General features: G+C 35.2%; 14 protein-coding genes, 1 other RNA gene and 1 other annotated feature. Of the genes, 13 read left to right on the forward strand and 2 right to left on the reverse strand.

Annotated features, from left to right (window positions below):
- The first annotated feature begins 38 nt into the window (after positions 1–38).
- The 4 genes from rnpB to ACFPM4_RS01015 all read left to right on the forward strand — a co-directional run bounded on the left by rnpB (position 39) and on the right by ACFPM4_RS01015 (position 3,566).
- Positions 39–433: RNase P RNA component class B (rnpB, locus tag ACFPM4_RS01000), an RNA gene on the forward strand.
- 131 nt (positions 434–564) lie between these two features.
- Positions 565–1,701 (forward strand): THUMP domain-containing class I SAM-dependent RNA methyltransferase, encoded by a 1,137-nt coding sequence (locus ACFPM4_RS01005; protein WP_144919840.1) that lies wholly within the window; start codon positions 565–567, stop codon positions 1,699–1,701.
- 66 nt (positions 1,702–1,767) lie between these two features.
- Positions 1,768–1,950 (forward strand): hypothetical protein, encoded by a 183-nt coding sequence (locus ACFPM4_RS01010; protein WP_144919842.1) that lies wholly within the window; start codon positions 1,768–1,770, stop codon positions 1,948–1,950.
- A 107-nt stretch (positions 1,951–2,057) separates the two neighbouring features.
- Positions 2,058–3,566, forward strand: coding sequence for a carboxypeptidase M32 (locus ACFPM4_RS01015; protein ID WP_382346655.1), 1,509 nt, complete (start codon positions 2,058–2,060; stop codon positions 3,564–3,566).
- A gap of 306 nt (positions 3,567–3,872) precedes the next feature.
- Here ACFPM4_RS01015 and ACFPM4_RS01020 read toward each other — a convergent pair whose 3' ends face one another.
- Positions 3,873–4,946, reverse strand: coding sequence for a bifunctional 3-deoxy-7-phosphoheptulonate synthase/chorismate mutase (locus ACFPM4_RS01020; protein WP_382348116.1), 1,074 nt, complete (start codon positions 4,944–4,946; stop codon positions 3,873–3,875).
- Between the two features lie 331 nt (positions 4,947–5,277).
- Positions 5,278–5,506, forward strand: a binding site (T-box leader).
- A gap of 56 nt (positions 5,507–5,562) precedes the next feature.
- Here ACFPM4_RS01020 and aroC point away from each other — a divergent pair.
- From aroC to ACFPM4_RS01065, 9 genes are all read left to right on the forward strand, one after another.
- Positions 5,563–6,735 carry a chorismate synthase gene (gene aroC / locus ACFPM4_RS01025; RefSeq protein ID WP_144919846.1) on the forward strand — a complete coding sequence of 391 codons (1,173 nt, stop codon included), beginning with the start codon at positions 5,563–5,565 and terminating at the stop codon, positions 6,733–6,735.
- 107 nt (positions 6,736–6,842) lie between these two features.
- On the forward strand, positions 6,843–7,922 hold the full coding sequence (hisC, locus tag ACFPM4_RS01030; protein ID WP_144919848.1) for a histidinol-phosphate transaminase: 1,080 nt from the start codon (positions 6,843–6,845) through the stop codon (positions 7,920–7,922).
- A gap of 20 nt (positions 7,923–7,942) precedes the next feature.
- Positions 7,943–9,052 carry a prephenate dehydrogenase gene (locus ACFPM4_RS01035; RefSeq protein WP_144919850.1) on the forward strand — a complete coding sequence of 370 codons (1,110 nt, stop codon included), beginning with the start codon at positions 7,943–7,945 and terminating at the stop codon, positions 9,050–9,052.
- A gap of 14 nt (positions 9,053–9,066) precedes the next feature.
- On the forward strand, positions 9,067–10,356 hold the full coding sequence (gene aroA / locus ACFPM4_RS01040) for a 3-phosphoshikimate 1-carboxyvinyltransferase (protein WP_465262174.1): 1,290 nt from the start codon (positions 9,067–9,069) through the stop codon (positions 10,354–10,356).
- Positions 10,357–10,387: 31 nt separating this feature from the next.
- Complete coding sequence (locus ACFPM4_RS01045; protein ID WP_382346660.1) at positions 10,388–11,470, forward strand: type III polyketide synthase; 1,083 nt, start codon at positions 10,388–10,390, stop codon at positions 11,468–11,470.
- The gene (locus ACFPM4_RS01050) at positions 11,470–11,982 is read left to right on the forward strand and encodes an isoprenylcysteine carboxyl methyltransferase family protein (protein ID WP_144919854.1); all 513 of its coding nucleotides are present in this window, start codon (positions 11,470–11,472) and stop codon (positions 11,980–11,982) included. The genes ACFPM4_RS01045 and ACFPM4_RS01050 overlap by 1 nt, the downstream gene beginning before the upstream one ends.
- Before the next feature lie 113 nt (positions 11,983–12,095).
- Positions 12,096–15,701: a dynamin family protein gene (locus ACFPM4_RS01055; protein WP_382346664.1), complete on the forward strand. Its 3,606-nt coding sequence runs from the start codon at positions 12,096–12,098 to the stop codon at positions 15,699–15,701.
- A gap of 213 nt (positions 15,702–15,914) precedes the next feature.
- On the forward strand, positions 15,915–16,832 hold the full coding sequence (locus tag ACFPM4_RS01060; RefSeq protein WP_144919858.1) for a 5'-3' exonuclease: 918 nt from the start codon (positions 15,915–15,917) through the stop codon (positions 16,830–16,832).
- A 15-nt stretch (positions 16,833–16,847) separates the two neighbouring features.
- A complete protein-coding gene (locus ACFPM4_RS01065) occupies positions 16,848–17,147 on the forward strand; it encodes a DUF6123 family protein (RefSeq protein WP_318280848.1) in 300 nt (99 codons plus the stop codon).
- Positions 17,148–17,331: 184 nt separating this feature from the next.
- On the opposite strand, the gene ACFPM4_RS01070 is transcribed toward ACFPM4_RS01065, so the two are convergent.
- A complete protein-coding gene (locus ACFPM4_RS01070) occupies positions 17,332–17,724 on the reverse strand; it encodes a reverse transcriptase-like protein (protein ID WP_144919860.1) in 393 nt (130 codons plus the stop codon).
- Positions 17,725–17,795: the final 71 nt, after the last annotated feature.

Raw genomic sequence — 17,795 nt, forward strand, 5'->3', positions numbered from 1 at the left:
CGAAAAAGAGATAATATTAGAAGTCGCTAAGACACATAACATTCGGGTAATCGCTGCCGCATTCATTGCGGTAGAGGAAAGTCCATGCTCGCACGGAGCTGAGATGCACGTAGTGATCGTGCCTGGCGAAACAATAAGCCAGGGCAATCCGGTTTAACTGGATTGACGGCAGGGAAAGTACCTAAGTCTTTTAAAAGATATGGTGCAACTACCTTTAAAGTGCCACAGTGACGAAGCTTTGTTGGAAACAACAGAGGTGGAACGAGGTAAACCCCACGAGCGAGAAACTCAAATTTTGGTAGGGGCACTTTTCCTGAGGAAATGAACAAGGGAAAAGGCAAGTTTTATACTTGCAGACAGATGGTTACCGCCGGAGTACGAGGTCCGCCTATGACCGCTTGTAGTACAAAGGTACAGAACATGGCTTACATGAATGTTATGATAGGTTCCAATATGAAAACTAACAGAGACTGTTCCTATAATATAGTTGATTCTATCGAGTCAATTGTATTTGCAAGGTACAGTCTTTTTACATAATTTTTATGAAACGTAGGGTGAAAGACTATGGGAAACTATAAATTAATGGCTACGACGGCAATGGGAATTGAAGCAATTGCAGCTTCAGAGGTAAAAGATTTAGGCTATTCATGTAAAGTAGAAAATGGGAAAGTATTGTTCGATGGGGATGAACTCGCGATTGCACGATCTAATATGTGGTTACGTACAGCAGATCGTGTGAAGATTATTGTTGGTGAATTTCGTGCTACAACATTTGATGAATTATTTGAGCAAACAAAAGCGTTGCCGTGGGAAGATTATTTGCCAGAGGACGCTAATTTTCCTGTGCAAGGAAAATCCGTAAAATCAACCTTATTCAGTGTTTCTGATTGCCAAGCTATTGTAAAAAAAGCGATAGTGGAAAGAATGAAACGAGTGTATAAAAAATCATCATGGTTGGAAGAAACAGGTGCATTATTTAAGATAGAGGTATCTCTACTAAAAGATAAAGCAACTTTAACAATTGATACTAGTGGTGCAGGTTTACATCGACGTGGCTATAGAGTAGGACAAGGGGAAGCGCCGATTAAAGAAACATTGGCAGCTGCACTCGTAAAACTTGCTAATTGGCAACCATCGACATTACTTCATGATCCATTCTGTGGATCTGGAACAATACCAATCGAAGCGGGACTTATCGGCCAGAATATTGCACCAGGTTTTAATCGTGAATTTATAAGCGAATCATGGCCATTAATTAATTCAAAGATTTGGGAAAAGGTTCGTGAGGAAGCGGAAGACGTGGCAAACTATGATCAAGAACTTGAAATTATCGGTACTGACATAGATCATAGGATGGTTGATATTGCAAAAAATAATGCCATTGAAGCAGGTTTTGGTGATATGATTTCTTTTAAACAAATGCAAGCAAAAGACTTAACATCAAGACATGAATATGGTGCCATTATCGGGAATCCCCCATATGGTGAACGTATTGGTGAAAAAAAACAAGTAGAACAATTGTATGTTGATATCGGAAAAGTATTCCAACAATTGGATACATGGTCACTTTATATCCTTACATCACATCCAGATTTTGAAAAGCTCTTTGGGAAAGATGCAACAAAAAAACGGAAATTGTTTAATGGATTTATAAGAACTGACTTTTATCAATATTGGGGACCTAGACCTCCTAGACAATAATAAAGGAATAAAGTTCTCCCTTTGTGAATATACTATATGTATATTTTGTGGAGGTGAGGAGAAACGATGCCTAGGAGTATACAAGAATTTAATATAATTTCTAAAGCAATACATTCTACTTATGAATTGTTACAATCAGATCAGACATCATCTCAATCAGCACTAGATCAATTAAAAGATGCAGAGTTGAGTCTTAGTAAAGCACTAAATTATCAGTTAACACACAATGGAAATAACCCTTATTCCTAAGACGCAAGTGTATATTTTGTACACTTGCGTTTTTATATTTACCTTTTTTTGATAAAAACCGATATACTATAATGGCAACAATAATTATTACAAGGGGAGATTATATAATGTCCAAAGAAGTTAATGTTCTCGAAAAGGAATTTTTAGATTACATAAAGAAGATGCAGGCATATGAAGAAGCACTTGCTCTTATATATTGGGATTTGCGTACTGGTGCACCGAAAAATGGTGTAGAACAACGATCTAAAGTCATTGGTGTTCTATCATCAGAAGCATTTCAAATGTCAACATCTGAAGAAATGGCTAAATTTATTAATGAACTATCAGAACGAACAGAAGAACTATCGGAAGTTGCTAAACTTTCGCTAGAAGAATGTAAAAAGAACTATGAGAAAAATAAGAAAATACCAGCAAAAGAATATGAAGAATATGTTATTTTACAAGCTAATGCTGAAAGCGTGTGGGAAGAAGCTCGAGCAAAAGCAGACTTTAATATGTTCCAACCATATTTAGAAAAACTAGTTGCTTTTAACAAAAAGTTTATCAGCTATTGGGGTTATAAAGAAAATAAATATAATACATTACTAGACATGTATGAACCTGGTGTGACAGTTGATATAATTGACAAAGTATTTGGTGAATTGAAAGATGTAATAGTACCACTCGTGAAAAAGATATCTGAAGCAGAACAACCTCAAACAGATTTCCTATTCCAACCATTTCCTGTTGAACAGCAGAAAGCATTTAGTCATGAAATCTTAAAACAAATGGGATATGATTTTAATTCTGGTAGATTAGATACAACCGTACACCCATTTGCAATTGGTATTAATCCAGGAGATGTAAGAATTACAACAAGATATGATGAGAATGATTGGAGAACTAGTGTGTTTGGTACTATACATGAAGGTGGACATGCTTTATATGAACAAAATATTTCTAAGGATTTAGTAGGAACACCACTGTGTACAGGCACATCGATGGGGATTCATGAATCACAGTCACTATTTTATGAAAATATTCTAGCCCGTGATCTAGCATTTTGGGAGAAAAATTATGATGTATTAAAAAAATATGCAAGTGGTCAGTTTGATCATGTTTCTTTGGAAGATTTTTATCGTTCCATAAACGAAGCGAAGCCTTCTTTAATAAGAATTGAAGCGGATGATCTAACATATGCACTTCATATTATTATTCGTTATGAGATTGAAAAAGCACTATTTAATGACGAAGTAGAAGTAAGTGAGTTACCTGAAGTTTGGAATCGTAAATATGAAGAATATTTAGGAATACGCCCAGAGAATGATGGGGAAGGTGTGTTACAGGATGTTCATTGGGCAGGTGGTAGTTTCGGTTATTTCCCATCCTATGCTCTAGGTTATATGTATGCAGCACAATTAAAAAATGCGATGTTAAAAGATTTGCCAAATTATGAGGAGTTACTAAGGAACGGAGAATTATTACCTATTAAAGAGTGGTTAACTACTCATGTCCATCAATATGGTAAAACGAAAAAACCATTGGAAATATTAGAAAGTGCAACAGGAGAAGGGTTAAATGCAAAATATTTAGGGAACTATTTAACAGAGAAGTTCTCAAAAGTATATAATTTGTAACTTGTGTGTTTTACAAGTTGAATAAACAAAATTTATACTTTTTGAAAAAGCTCTGTTAAACTCTGTTGTTGATTTTCGCTCCTGTACACTCGCTTTCCGGGGGCACGGCCTCAGCTAACTTGGCAAAGAAAACCGCTTTGCCAAGTGGATCTTCGGCTCGTGCTGTTCCCGCAGGAGTCTCGTGTACATCCGCTACAATCAACTAAGTTGTTAACAACAATGAACTTTAACAGAGCCTTTGAAAAAATATTCATAATAAAAAGCCAAACTTGCCTCAAAGCATGTTTGGCTTTTTATACTATTATATTAGTTGTTTACTGTAGCACTTTGGACAACGTTAGCGAAAGCTTTTGCTTCTGCCATGAATTCATTAAACTCATTAATATCCATTTGCTGTGCAGAGTCAGACAATGCTACTGCTGGATCAGGGTGTACTTCCGCCATAATAGCATCTGCGCCAATTGCTAATGCAGCTTTTGCACACGGAAGAAGTAAATCCTTACGACCAGTAGAGTGTGTTACGTCAACAACAACTGGTAAATGCGTTTCTTTTTTCAAAATAGGTACTGCAGAAATATCTAATGTATTTCTTGTAGCTTTCTCATATGTTCTAATTCCACGTTCACAAAGAATAATTTGGTTATTTCCTTGAGAAGCAATATATTCTGCTGCATACATAAATTCTTCTATTGTAGCAGAAAGGCCACGCTTAAGTAGAATTGGTTTATTAACTTTACCTGCTTCTTTAAGCAGTTCAAAGTTTTGCATGTTACGTGCTCCAATTTGAATCACGTCAACATAGTCTAGTGCTGTTTCCACATCATTTGGATTTAGAATTTCACTAATAATTGCCATGCCTTCTTCTTTTCCGACTTGTTTAAGAATCTTCAATCCTTCTAAGCCGAGACCTTGGAAGTCATATGGTGAACTTCTTGGTTTGTATGCTCCACCACGCATTAATGTTAAGCCTTGTTTCTTCATAGCTTGTGCCACAGTTTTTACTTGATCATAGCTTTCAACTGCACATGGTCCCATAATAAAGTGTTGAGAACCATCCCCAAAGTTTTGTCCCAAAACGGATACAACAGTATTTTCTGGCTTTTTCTTTCTGGAGACAAGTAATGCCTTGCGATTATCATCTTCTTGTAATTCTAAGCTTGCTTTGAAGATTTGTTTGAAAATATGCTGTACAGTAGATGTTTCAAATGGGCCTTTGTTATTAGCAGCAATTAGATCAAGTAATTTTCTTTCTTGTACTGGATCAAACCGTTTTACACCTTGCATTTCTTTTTGCTTACCAATTTCTTGTGCAATTTCTCCACGTTCATTAAGTAATTCTAAGATTTCTAAAGTTGTTTTTTCAATTTTTGAACGTAACATTTCTAGTTCTGACACGAATATGCCCTCCTTATTACATCTATAATTCTTCATCGCTTCAACGCTGTAAAGCGTGTACGAATTTATTATGTTGATAGCTCAATACATTAGACCTAAACGGAATAAATGTCAACACAAAAAAATAAATTATTGGACTTTTATTTCTTTTTCGATTTATGTCCATTATTATATCACAAAATTTCTTAATAGTATGTAATTATTGAGTGTAAAGTGTGTGAAAAACAGATGAACATATGAAAAAGTTTTTTAAATAATGAAATATTACTTTACAATATCTCGTTCATGTGCTAAAAATTAAATTTAAATAATAATTAAAAAAGCGAAGACAGGACATAGTAGCATTCTTTAACATGTAGTATCAGAGAGCTGATGGTTGGTGAGAATCAGCACAGTATTGATTGCGAATTACTTCCTTGAGCTGCTTTTTCGAACATTGCAATATTAGATCAGTAGAAAAAGTCGGTAAAAGCCGTTAACTTGTTAAGTGGTGAGATGTTTATTTCACAATGAGGGTGGTACCGCGATATTTAATCGTCCCTGCAATTTGCAGGGGCGATTTTTGTATTTTACATTAAACAAATAACTGGAGGAATGAGAAATGAGATATTTAACAGCAGGGGAATCACATGGCCCACAACTAACAACAATTTTAGAAGGGGTTCCAGCAGGATTAGAATTAACAGCTGAGCAAATAAATTACGAATTAGCAAGAAGACAAAAAGGGTACGGTCGTGGTCGTAGAATGCAAATCGAAAAAGACCAAGTTCTTATTACTAGTGGAGTTCGTCATGGTGTTACATTAGGAGCACCAATTGCGCTTGTCGTTGAGAACAATGACTTTAAGCATTGGAGAAAAATTATGGGGGCAGATCCAATTAGCCCCGAAGAACAAGAAGATGTGAAAAGAAAAATTACGAGACCACGTCCTGGTCATGCTGACTTGAATGGTGCAATTAAATATGGTCATCGCGATATGCGTAATGTATTAGAAAGATCTTCTGCACGTGAAACAACTGTTCGAGTTGCAGCTGGAGCAGTAGCTAAAACCATTCTTGCTGAATTAGGAATTAAAGTTGGTGGCCATGTACTGGAGATTGGTGGAGTTAAAGCACAAAAAACTCAATATAACACGATGGATGAGCTTCAAAAAGTAACAGAAGAATCACCTGTTCGTTGCTTAGATCCGGAAGCAGCGGAAAAAATGATGCAAGCAATAGATGACGCAAAAAAAGCAGGGGATTCAATTGGAGGCATTGTGGAAGTAATCGTAGAAGGGATGCCAATAGGTGTTGGTAGCTATGTTCAATACGATAGAAAGCTGGAGGCTAAACTAGGTGCTGCTATTATGAGTATCAATGCTTTTAAAGGAGTAGAAATCGGTATCGGTTTTGAATCAGCACATTTACCTGGTAGCCAAGTTCATGATGAAATTCAATGGGATGAAGTAAATGGTTATACAAGAAGAACAAATAATGCAGGTGGTTTTGAAGGCGGCATGACTACAGGAATGCCAATAGTAGTAAGAGGTGTTATGAAACCAATCCCAACATTGTATAAACCATTAGAATCTGTAGATATAGATACAAAAGAGCCGTTCAAAGCAAGTATTGAAAGATCAGATAGTTGTGCAGTGCCTGCAGCAAGTGTAGTAGCAGAAGCAGTAGTCGCTTGGGAATTAGCACAAGCAATCTTAGAACAATTTGGTCATGATCGCATGGATGCAATTAAAGAAAATATTCAAAGGCATAACGAATACGCTAAAGACTTCTAATAATATAAAAGTAATTAAAACAAAGTGATTGTTGAATGCGGAAAGAATGAAACTCTTGAAGTGGTTGACAACAATATAAATGTTAAATAGAAAAGGGTGGGGTAGTCATGGATGTAAAAAAACAAATCCTTACATTAAAAGCTTATACACCAGGAAAGTCAACAGATGAAGTAAAACGGGAATATAACTTAGATAAAATTGTAAAACTTGCTTCAAATGAGAACCCGCATGGCTGTTCACCAACAATCGTTGAAGCAATTTCTACTAAGATTCCGAGCTTTGCTGTTTATCCTGATGGTGCTGCTATGGAACTGAGAGAACAAGTGGCTAATTACTTACATGTGAAAGAAGAGCAATTATTATTCTCCAGCGGATTAGATGAGATGATTCAAATTCTTAGTAGAGCACTACTATCTGAAGAAACAAATACTGTGATGGCAGCTGAAACATTCTCTCAATATAAACACCATGCAGTTATTGAGAATGCGGAGATTCGTGAAGTCCCTTTAAAAGATGGGGTTCACGATTTAGATGAAATGGCGAATCAAATAGATGAAGCAACTAAGATAGTCTGGATTTGTAATCCAAACAATCCTACAGGTACTTATGTAAATAAGGAAGAATTAGAAAGTTTCTTACAAAAAGTACCAAAACATGTATTAGTTGTTGTAGATGAAGCTTACTATGAGTATGCTACCGCCCAAGATTATCCACAAACACTTCAAATATTGGATGATTATGAAAATTTATTTGTATTACGGACCTTTTCAAAAGCATTTGGGCTTGCCGCTTTTCGAATCGGTTATGGTATCGGTGCACCATCTTTAATACAACAGCTTGACATTTCAAGATTACCATTTAATACTTCAGCTCTTGCACAAACAGCAGCGATTGCAGCATTGAATGACCTACAGTTTGTGGAGGAATCAGTAATTTTAAATACACATGAACGTGATAGATACTATGATTTTTTTGAAAAGCAACAAATTTTCTACTATCCATCAGAAGGGAATTTCATCTTTATAAAGATTCCAGGTATGTCTAGTCAAGATGTATTCCAATATTTAATTGAAAAAGGATGGATTGTAAGAGCATTTCCGAATGGAATTAGAATTACTATTGGAAAAGAAGAGGATAATGACGAATTAATGAGATTATTAAAAGAATTGTCCCCAGTAAAACTTTAGACAGAATAGGCGTGAGATAGTTGAGTGAAAAGGGACGTGTATTATTAATTGGCGTAGGGTTAATTGGTGGCTCTGTCGCCCTCGCCATTAAAAAGGAACATAAAGAAGCTACTATTATTGGTTTTGATGTGAATCATGATAATTGTATGCTTGCGCAAAAATTAAATATTATCGATGTTTGTACGGGGAACTTTCAAGAGGAAGCTTCCCTAGCAGACTTAATTATTTTAGCTTGCCCAGTAGAAAAAGCGGAACAATGTTTAGAAGTCCTTTCTACATTACCATTAAAGGAAGATGTCATTATTACAGATGTTTGTAGCACAAAAAGTAAAATGATGGAGAAGGCGGAACAGTATTTTACAGGTAATGTAACGTTTATTGGAGGACATCCAATGGCAGGGTCCCATAAAGTAGGGCCAGGGAGCGCAAGGGCTCATCTATTTGAAAATGCTTATTATATTATTACACCATCCTCCACAACACCACAGACAAAGATAAATAAATTAAAGAGTTGGTTAATAGGTACAAATGCGAATTTTATTATTATGGATCCGGATGAACATGACTTAGTTACTGGAGTTGTAAGTCATTTCCCACATATTATTGCTGCTAGTCTAGTTAGACATGTTCAACAACATGCTGCAAGCAATGATCATGTGAATTTTCTAGCAGCAGGTGGATTTCGAGATATTACGAGAATTGCCTCCAGTAGTCCAGAAATGTGGAGAGATATAGTACGTCATAATCAACCAAAACTATTAACCTTGTTAGATGAGTGGATGGCTGAAATGCAGGATGTTCGGAATTTGTTAATGGAGGGAGATAGTGAATTAATATTTGACTATTTCCATGGTGCCAAAAAATATCGAGATTCGTTACCAGTCCGTGCAAAAGGTGCAATCACCTCCTTCTATGATCTATTTGTCGATGTAGAGGATACGCCGGGTGTTATTTCCGATATTACTACTTTGTTAGCAAAAGAACATATAAGTATTACAAACATTAGAATTATTGAAGCGCGCGAAGATGTTTACGGAGTTCTTAGACTTAGTTTCCAAACAGAACAAGATTTAAATAGAGCGAAAGTTAGTCTAGAAAATAAAGGATATGAAACATATATCAGTATGTAAAGGAGTGTTCATGATTGGATAAGACGATCGAAGCGACAAAACCGGTTCAGCTGAATGGAACGATGAAAGTGCCTGGTGATAAGTCCATCTCTCACCGCTCCGTTATGTTTGGAGCGCTTGCTCATGGAAAGACGACAGTTACTGGTCTTTTAACAGGTGATGATTGTTTAAGTACGATCGAATGTTTTCAAAAGCTAGGAGTGGAAATTAAGAGAGACGGAGAATATGTTGAAATTTATGGTAAAGGGTTAGAGGGCTTAAAAGAACCAACTGAAGTGCTGAATGTTGGAAACTCCGGAACAACTATCAGACTATTACTCGGAATTTTAGCAAATCTTCCTTTTCATACAACTGTAATCGGTGATGAATCTATTGCAAAGCGTCCGATGGGAAGAGTGACGCTTCCATTAAAAGAAATGGGGGCAAAAATAGATGGGCGTGAAGATGGTAAGTTTACACCGATATCAATCCGTGGTGGTAACTTAAGAGGGATTAATTATCAATCTCCTGTCGCTAGTGCACAAGTTAAATCTGCCATTTTACTAGCTGGATTAAATGCTAGTGGTATAACATCCGTAACGGAACCAGAAGATTCAAGGGATCATACAGAGCGAATGCTTCAAGCATTCGGTTGTAATGTAAAAGTGGATGGTTTAACAAAGTCGATTGAAGGTGGACAGAAATTACAGGCAACAGCAATTGATGTCCCTGGAGACATTTCTTCTGCAGCATTTTTCCTAGTGGCGGGTGCAATTGTAAATAACAGTAGCATTAAGATAAAAAATGTTGGGATTAATCCTACTAGAACTGGAATTTTGGATATACTAGAAAAAATGGATGCCAACATTACAATCGAAAATGCCAATCATGAAGCTAGTGAACCTTATGCTGATATAGCTGTAGAAACATCAAATTTACAAGCAGTCGAAATTAGTGGTGATATTATCCCTAGGCTAATAGATGAGATACCAATATTAGCTTTAGCTGCAACACAAGCAGAGGGTACAACTATCATTAAAGATGCTGCTGAATTGAAAGTAAAAGAAACAAATAGAATTGATACTGTCGTTGCTGAACTTAAGAAGATGGGTGCAAATATTGAAGCGACAGAGGATGGTATGAAAATTACTGGACCAACTAAACTTCATGGAGCAAGAGTAAGTAGTCACGGTGACCATCGAATTGGGATGATGTTAGCAGTGGCTAGCTGTATTGCTTCAGGTGTAACAGAAATTGAAAATACGAGTGCAATTACAATTTCATATCCTGGCTTTTTTGAACAATTACAAGCATTACAATCATGATTCTTTATAACTACCTTAAGGAGATGTCAATGTGCCACGAATTATTTCTGTTGGTACAACAGTACCGGAAAACATCATTGATCAAGAGCAAACAATGCAATTCGTTCGGCAGCTATACACAGGTAAGGTAGAAAATCTTCCATCACTACTTCAAGTTTTTGTAAATGGAGAAATTAATAAACGACATTTTGCAAAAACAATTGATTGGTATCAAGAGAAACATTCATTTTCGGAACAAAACAATGCATTTATTGAAGCAGCAGTTGATTTAAGTGTGCAGGCGATTCAAAACTGTCTACATGCAAATAGTTTGGAGAGAAATATTGCATTTAGTGAAATTGATGCAATATTTATGATTAGTACTACAGGTATCTCCACTCCAAGTCTAGATGCTCACATTATGAATCGCTTGCCATTTCATCGTCATACAAAAAGAATCCCAATTTGGGGTTTAGGTTGTGCAGGCGGTGCTGCAGGTTTATCACGTGCATATGAATATTGCCGTGCTTTTCCACATGCGAAAGTAGTTGTAGTGGCAGTCGAATTATGTAGTTTGACTTTTCAGCTGGACGACATTAGCAAACGAAATATTGTAGGTACATCGTTATTTGCTGATGGTGCTGCATCTGTTTTGGTTGGAGGGGATGAGGTCCATTATACTGACATTACTTCAAGACCATTGCCTAACATCATTGATACACAATCAACTTTATTAGAAAATTCCATAGATGTGATGGGATGGGATGTAAAAGACAGTGGCTTACATGTCATTTTTTCAAAAAGTATTCCAGAAATCGTAGGAAATTGGTTAGAACCTGAAGTACTTCATTTGCTTGATAAAAATCATTTGTCAAAAGCTAATATTGCACATTTTATTGCTCATCCAGGTGGAAGAAAAGTAATAACCGCGTATGAAGAAGCTCTATACCTACCGCATGAAATAATGGAACATTCACTTCATATTTTAAAAGAATACGGAAATATGTCCTCACCAACCGTGCTATTTGTATTAGAGCGTTTCATGAATGACGTTATTAGGCAAGGAGAGCATGGAATCATTGCTGCCTTAGGTCCAGGTTTTAGTTCGGAATTATTACTTGTGAGGTGGGAGTAATGATCTTTACACTATTTATTAGTGTTGTTATCATTCAACGACTTTTTGAAGTAATAATAGCGCGCAGAAATGAAATATGGATGAAACAGCAAGGAGCACTGGAGTATGGACAAAACCATTATAAATACATGGTTCTAATGCATATTAGTTTTTTTGTTGTATTAATAGTTGAAGTAGTGGCATTGGAACGTGAATTAAGTATATGGTGGCCACTATACATAACAATCTTTTTATTGCTACAAATTGTACGCATATGGGTTATCTCCGTATTAGGAAAGTATTGGAATACGAAAATAATCGTATTACCTGGAATTGAAGTTGTTCATAATGGTCCGTTTAAATGGCTCAAGCATCCGAACTATTTAATCGTCACTTTAGAACTACTGGTAATTCCATTATTATTTCAAGCATATATATGTGCTGTTATATTCTTTCTCTTAAACCAACTAATGTTAGCGATAAGAATACCTGTAGAAGAACGTGCTTTAAAACAACACACTAATTATTCATAGAATTGGACTTGGCGAGCGGAAAATACTCGGCTATCGTCCAATCTTTTTTTTATATTAAATAATTGAATTTTCATGTAAAATAGTTGTAACTACAAGTGAGGAGTTTTATTGACATGGAAACCGTATTACAATCTTCTGTGAGTAACTCTCCGCTTCAAAGGACATTAACTTTAATGGAGCGGTTCAAGCAACAAGGTGACACAACAAGGGTAGAAAAGGTAGAAAAATTATTAAAAAAGATCCATCAAAATGAATTTATCGTCGCATTTACTGGCCATTTTTCAGCAGGAAAATCTACAATGATTAATGCTTTAATCGGAGAGCAAGTTTTACCTTCCAGTCCAATACCTACAAGTGCAAATATTGTCAAGATTTTTCAATCAGATTCGGAATATGCGAAGGTTTATTATCAACAAGAGCTACCAGTACTATTTCAAGCACCATATAGTTTTGAAACTGTTAAAGAGTATTGTAAGAATGAAGAAGTTCTAGAAATCGAAATCGGTAGAAAGGAATCGCTACTTCCAGAAGGGGTTTCGATTATGGATACACCAGGTGTCGACTCAACAGATGATGCACATCGGATTTCAACAGAGTCATCCTTACACCTAGCTGATATTGTGTTCTATGTAATGGATTATAATCATGTTCAGTCTGAATTAAATTTCATTTATACAAAAAAATTATTAGAATATGGTACAAATCTTTATTTAATTATTAATCAAATAGATAAACATAATGAATCTGAATTAACATTTAAACAGTTTAAACAATCTGTAATAAAATCTTTTGATGATTGGGATGTACAGCCAACTGGCATTTTTTTTACTTCATTAAAGCAATCTTCACATGTAGAAAATGAATTTAATGCAGTTAAGTTGATTTTGAATGATGCTATGGTTCATCGGGACGAATGGATGGATAAAACAATTACGATTGCAATGAATCGACTAGTGGATGAGCATAATCAGTGGTTAAAAGAACAGGTCCAACACCAGATCGAACCTTATGAGAAGATTATTTTGAACTACGACGAATTAGATTTTGCCAATATCCTAGAGAAAGAACAAGAACTCATTCAAACGAAGCATAAGTTGGAAGCACAAGTGGAGCATTGGAGAAAAGAAGCAATAACCGAGCAACATAATTTATTGAAAAATGCATATTTAATGCCATTTGAAACTAGAGAATTAGCAGAACAATTTCTGGAAGCTAATCAACCGAATTTTAAAGTGGGCTTATTATTTAGTAAAAAGAAAACAGATATCGAGAGAGAGAATAGACTAGAGACATTCGCATTAAATGTTAAAAAGCAAGTCGAGAGTCAAATTGATTGGCACTTACGTCAATGGGCAGCTACAGCGTTAAAAGATTTAGAAATATTTGATGAGAAATTACAATTCTCTGCAAATAAACTAGAAGTTGTATTTGATAACACCCTCTTTATTAAAGCCATTAATAAAGGTGCAGGAGTTACAGGAGAATATATTCTTCATTATTGTGAAGAAGTTGGTAACCGCTTAAAAAAGATTGCCAAAAAAGTAATGGACAATTTTATTGATCAAATAACAGACGCATTACAAATAAAAGTTCAACACCAAACTGCTGATTTAGAAACAGAGCTACAGCCCATTACAAGATGTGCTGATGCATACCGAAAAATTGCAGAAATTGAGAAAGAATATGAGAAAAGTGTAGAATTATTAACTATTTCTACTGGTGAGGAAGAAAAAGTTTACAGAGATTTATTAGATAAATGGGATAATGAACAAGATAATGTTCGAGTGTATGAAGAAACTGACGTCAAATTGGAAACAAAGGAATACTCAGAGGTACAAGAAAGAGTAAATACTCCCCCTCCAATGAAAGTTACAGAAGTGGAAGACGTTCTTTCAACAATAGAGCAGGCAATTCCAATTTTAAGGAATACAAAAGGTCTACAAAAAAGTAGTGAACAATTGGAAAGAAAAATAGCTCGCTTAAAGGATCGATCTTTTACGATAGCCTTATTTGGAGCTTTTAGTGCCGGGAAATCATCATTTGCAAATGCGTTGATGGGGGATGGTGTACTGCCTGTATCACCGAATCCAACAACCGCAGCAATTAATCGAATTTGTCCTGTAACGGAAGAAAACCCGCATGCTACAGCGAAAATCTATTTTAAAAGTAAACAGCAAATGTTAGATGATATTGTACATTCATTGTCAATGTTCGAAGTTACTTGTAATTCATTAGAGCAAGCTTATGAACTAATTCCACAAGTGATTTCGAAAGCGGATGCAGATGGAAAAGAGAAAATTCATCTTTCCTTTTTACAAGCTTTTTATAATGGATATGAAACCTTTGAACAATATCTAGGAAATACATTAACGACTAGTTTAGATGAATTTAAACAATATGTTGGGAATGAAGTACAGGCATGTTTTGTAGAAGCAATAGACTTATTCTTTGATTGTGAGATTACTCGACAAGGCATTACGTTAGTTGATACACCAGGTGCAGATTCCATTAATGCCAGACACACTGGTGTAGCTTTTGAATATATAAAAAATGCCGATGCCATTCTGTTTGTAACATATTATAATCATGCATTTTCAAAAGCAGATCGTGAGTTTATTATCCAATTAGGTCGAGTCAAGGACGCTTTTGAACTAGATAAGATGTTTTTTATCGTTAATGCAATTGATTTAGCCAAAGATGAGGAAGAGGTACAGGAAGTACTAGATTATGTGCAGTCCGAACTAGCTGAAAATGGTGTGCGTAATCCGAAAATTTTTGGTATCTCTAGTAAATTAGCCCTGAATGAACAAACGAAATTAGAATCAAATATCAATATATTCAAAGAGAAATTCCATCACTTTCTAAAGGCAGATTTAACACAAATAGCAGTTCAATCAGCGGTAACAGAGTATAATCGGGTTATTACGATATTAGATCAACTTATTAGTAGCGCAAGTATGAATGAAGAAGAGAAGCTAAAGCGAGTTACATCACTAAAAGAAACACAAAAAACAATTCAAAAGTGGTTAAAGAGTCAAGAAATTAGTGTAGTGTCAGAACGGCTAGCACAAGAAATGAAGGAATTGTTATTTTATGTTAAACAAAGAGTGTTTTATCGTTTTAGTGATTTCTTTAAAGAAGCATTTAATCCAGCAGTTCTCCAAAGTCCTAATAAAGAACAACTTAAGAAATGTTTAGATGAATTATTGGGATCTACAAGTTATGATTTATTGCAAGAATTACGAGCAACTTCTTTAAGAGCTGAACGCTTTTATAACAAAATGCTAAAAGAACGCTTGAAAAGTATGGAAAAAGAACTACAACAAATCAATCGTGATTTATCTATTCCAGTTTTTGAAGTCTCGGATGCTGCTATTCCTGAATTCATGCAAGCATTTAAGGATATAGATAGGAAGCAATTAGAAAATCACCTGAAATACTTTAAAAATGCACGGTCTTTCTTTGAGCAAAATGAGAAGAAAAAGATGGAAGAGGCAATGAAGGATACTATATCTCCATTAGCAGATGAGTATTTGCATACAGAATTGGAAAAGATGAATCAATTCTATCAAGCTATATTAAATACAGAATTTAATCTGTTACTAGATCATATTGCCATTAATGTGGAGGAGCAATATGAACTAATGTTTTCTGCATTATCCAATAGCGATGACTTAGAGACTTGGATAAACATACGTAACCAACTTCAAATTCTTTAGAAGTCACAGTTGTCATTTCTTTGAGATATGTAGAATACTACTGATAGATTTTACAGGTAAATAAACCATAATATGTATTTTGGAAGAACGGAAGAGGGCTAATTCATAAGTGATAAGCCCTTTTCTTTGTGCGTATCTATAATATATTGCTGTTGGCATTCTCTTTCATGGTTATTTTTATATGGTATAATACTCATAGTCAAAAAATCAGGAGTGGATAATGTGAAACAACATTTATTGTTAATTGATGGAATGGCATTATTGTTCCGTTCTTTTTTCGCTACAGCTGTACGTAAGAATTTTATGATTAATAGTGCTGGAATACCTACAAATGCAGTACAAGGGTATATTAAACATGTATTAACTGCGATTGAACATATAAACCCTACACACACAGCTGTTTGTTGGGATATGGGAAGTGTGACATTCCGGAATGATTTGTATGATGGATATAAAGCAAATCGCCCCGAAGCACCTGTGGAAATGCGACCACAATTTGATTTAGCTAAGGAAGTAACGACGGCATTTGGAATCCTAAATATTGGGATTGTCGGGTATGAAGCAGACGATTGTATCGGGACGATTTGTGAACAGCAAAAGTCAGAATACGAAGTTACTGTTTTAACTGGTGATCGCGATTTATTACAACTTGTCGATGATCAAGTGAATGTTTTTATCCTCCAAAAAGGCTATGGGAATTATGAAAAACATACAAAGGCTAGTTTTTTAGAAGAATACCAATTACATCCGAGACAATTTATAGATGTGAAAGCTCTAATGGGCGATACAAGTGACGGTTATCCAGGAGTTAAAGGAATTGGTGAAAAAACAGCATATAAATTAATAAGAGAACATAAAGATATCGAGAGTCTATTAGCAAATATTGAGAAGTTAGCTCCTTCCGTACAAAAGAAAATTCAAGCGGATTTAGAGATGCTTCACTTATCGAGAACTCTTGCCGAAATAAAATGTGATGTTCCACTGGAGTTTGATATTCTTTCTGCACAATGGAGAGATTTACTTCCATCTTCATTGGATATTGTAAACGAACTAGAATTAAAAACAGTTCGGAATTATATATTGCAATCTACTTGGGGAGCTAAATTCGAGTTATTAGAAAGCAATGTGTAAAAAGGGGAACTATGATTGGATACGAATAGTAACGAATTAGAGCAGTACTTAATGAAATTGGATAGTAAAGGATTTAAATTCAAAGATGATGCTATTTCCTTTATTTATTTCGGAAAGCAATTAACAGGTGCGAATGATTTTTTAGTATCTACTGCCATTGAATGGACGTTAAAGACGCAGAAGAGCTTTGATGGTAGCTTCTACTTATCTTTATTAGAAACCTTAAATGCAAATAAAATTTCGAAAAAAACAGAGGCAGTTCGCTTAATTGAAGAAATAGGTCTTATAAAAAACAATGATCAATTCAGTTTATAATGTAGATTACTTGTGAGAGCTTGAGTCGAAAAGAATATTGATGGAATGTATAGCCAAACTATTACTTGAAGATATACAAGATAGTTTGGCTTTTTTAAAGGTGGTGTAACTATATTTGCTACGGAAATACACTCCGCTTTCCACGGGCGTCTGATGTGTACCTTCGTTCTCTTCACACTTTTCTTTATTTCTCATTCATTTGAATAGCTTGTCTTGCGAGTTGGTCTGCTTGTTTATTTTCTTTGGAAGGTATCCATTTTATAAAAAATAAATCAATTTCAGCTGCTAAAGAAAGGACTTGGTCTAACAAATTTCTATACTTTTCATTTCGGGCAAATTCCTTTTCAATTGCACCTACTACTGCACTTGAATCAGATCTAACGGATACAATGTTATATTTATTGTTTATACAAATTTTCAACGCATGTATAAGTGCTTGAAACTCAGCTTCATGGTTATTCATTACACCAAGTGGAATTGAAAATGATTCAACTTTTCCATTATCTTTTATAAAAATTCCTGCTCCACTTAACCCAGGATCACCTGCACTTGCACCATCAATATATACCTCTACCATTAACAAAACACCTCACAAATTGATTAATATAAAAGAGATTGGATATAGATAAATTATAAAGAATTTATATA

This window comes from Lederbergia graminis (genome assembly GCF_042655485.1).
GTDB classification, from domain to species: Bacteria; Bacillota; Bacilli; order Bacillales; family Bacillaceae_C; genus Lederbergia; species Lederbergia graminis.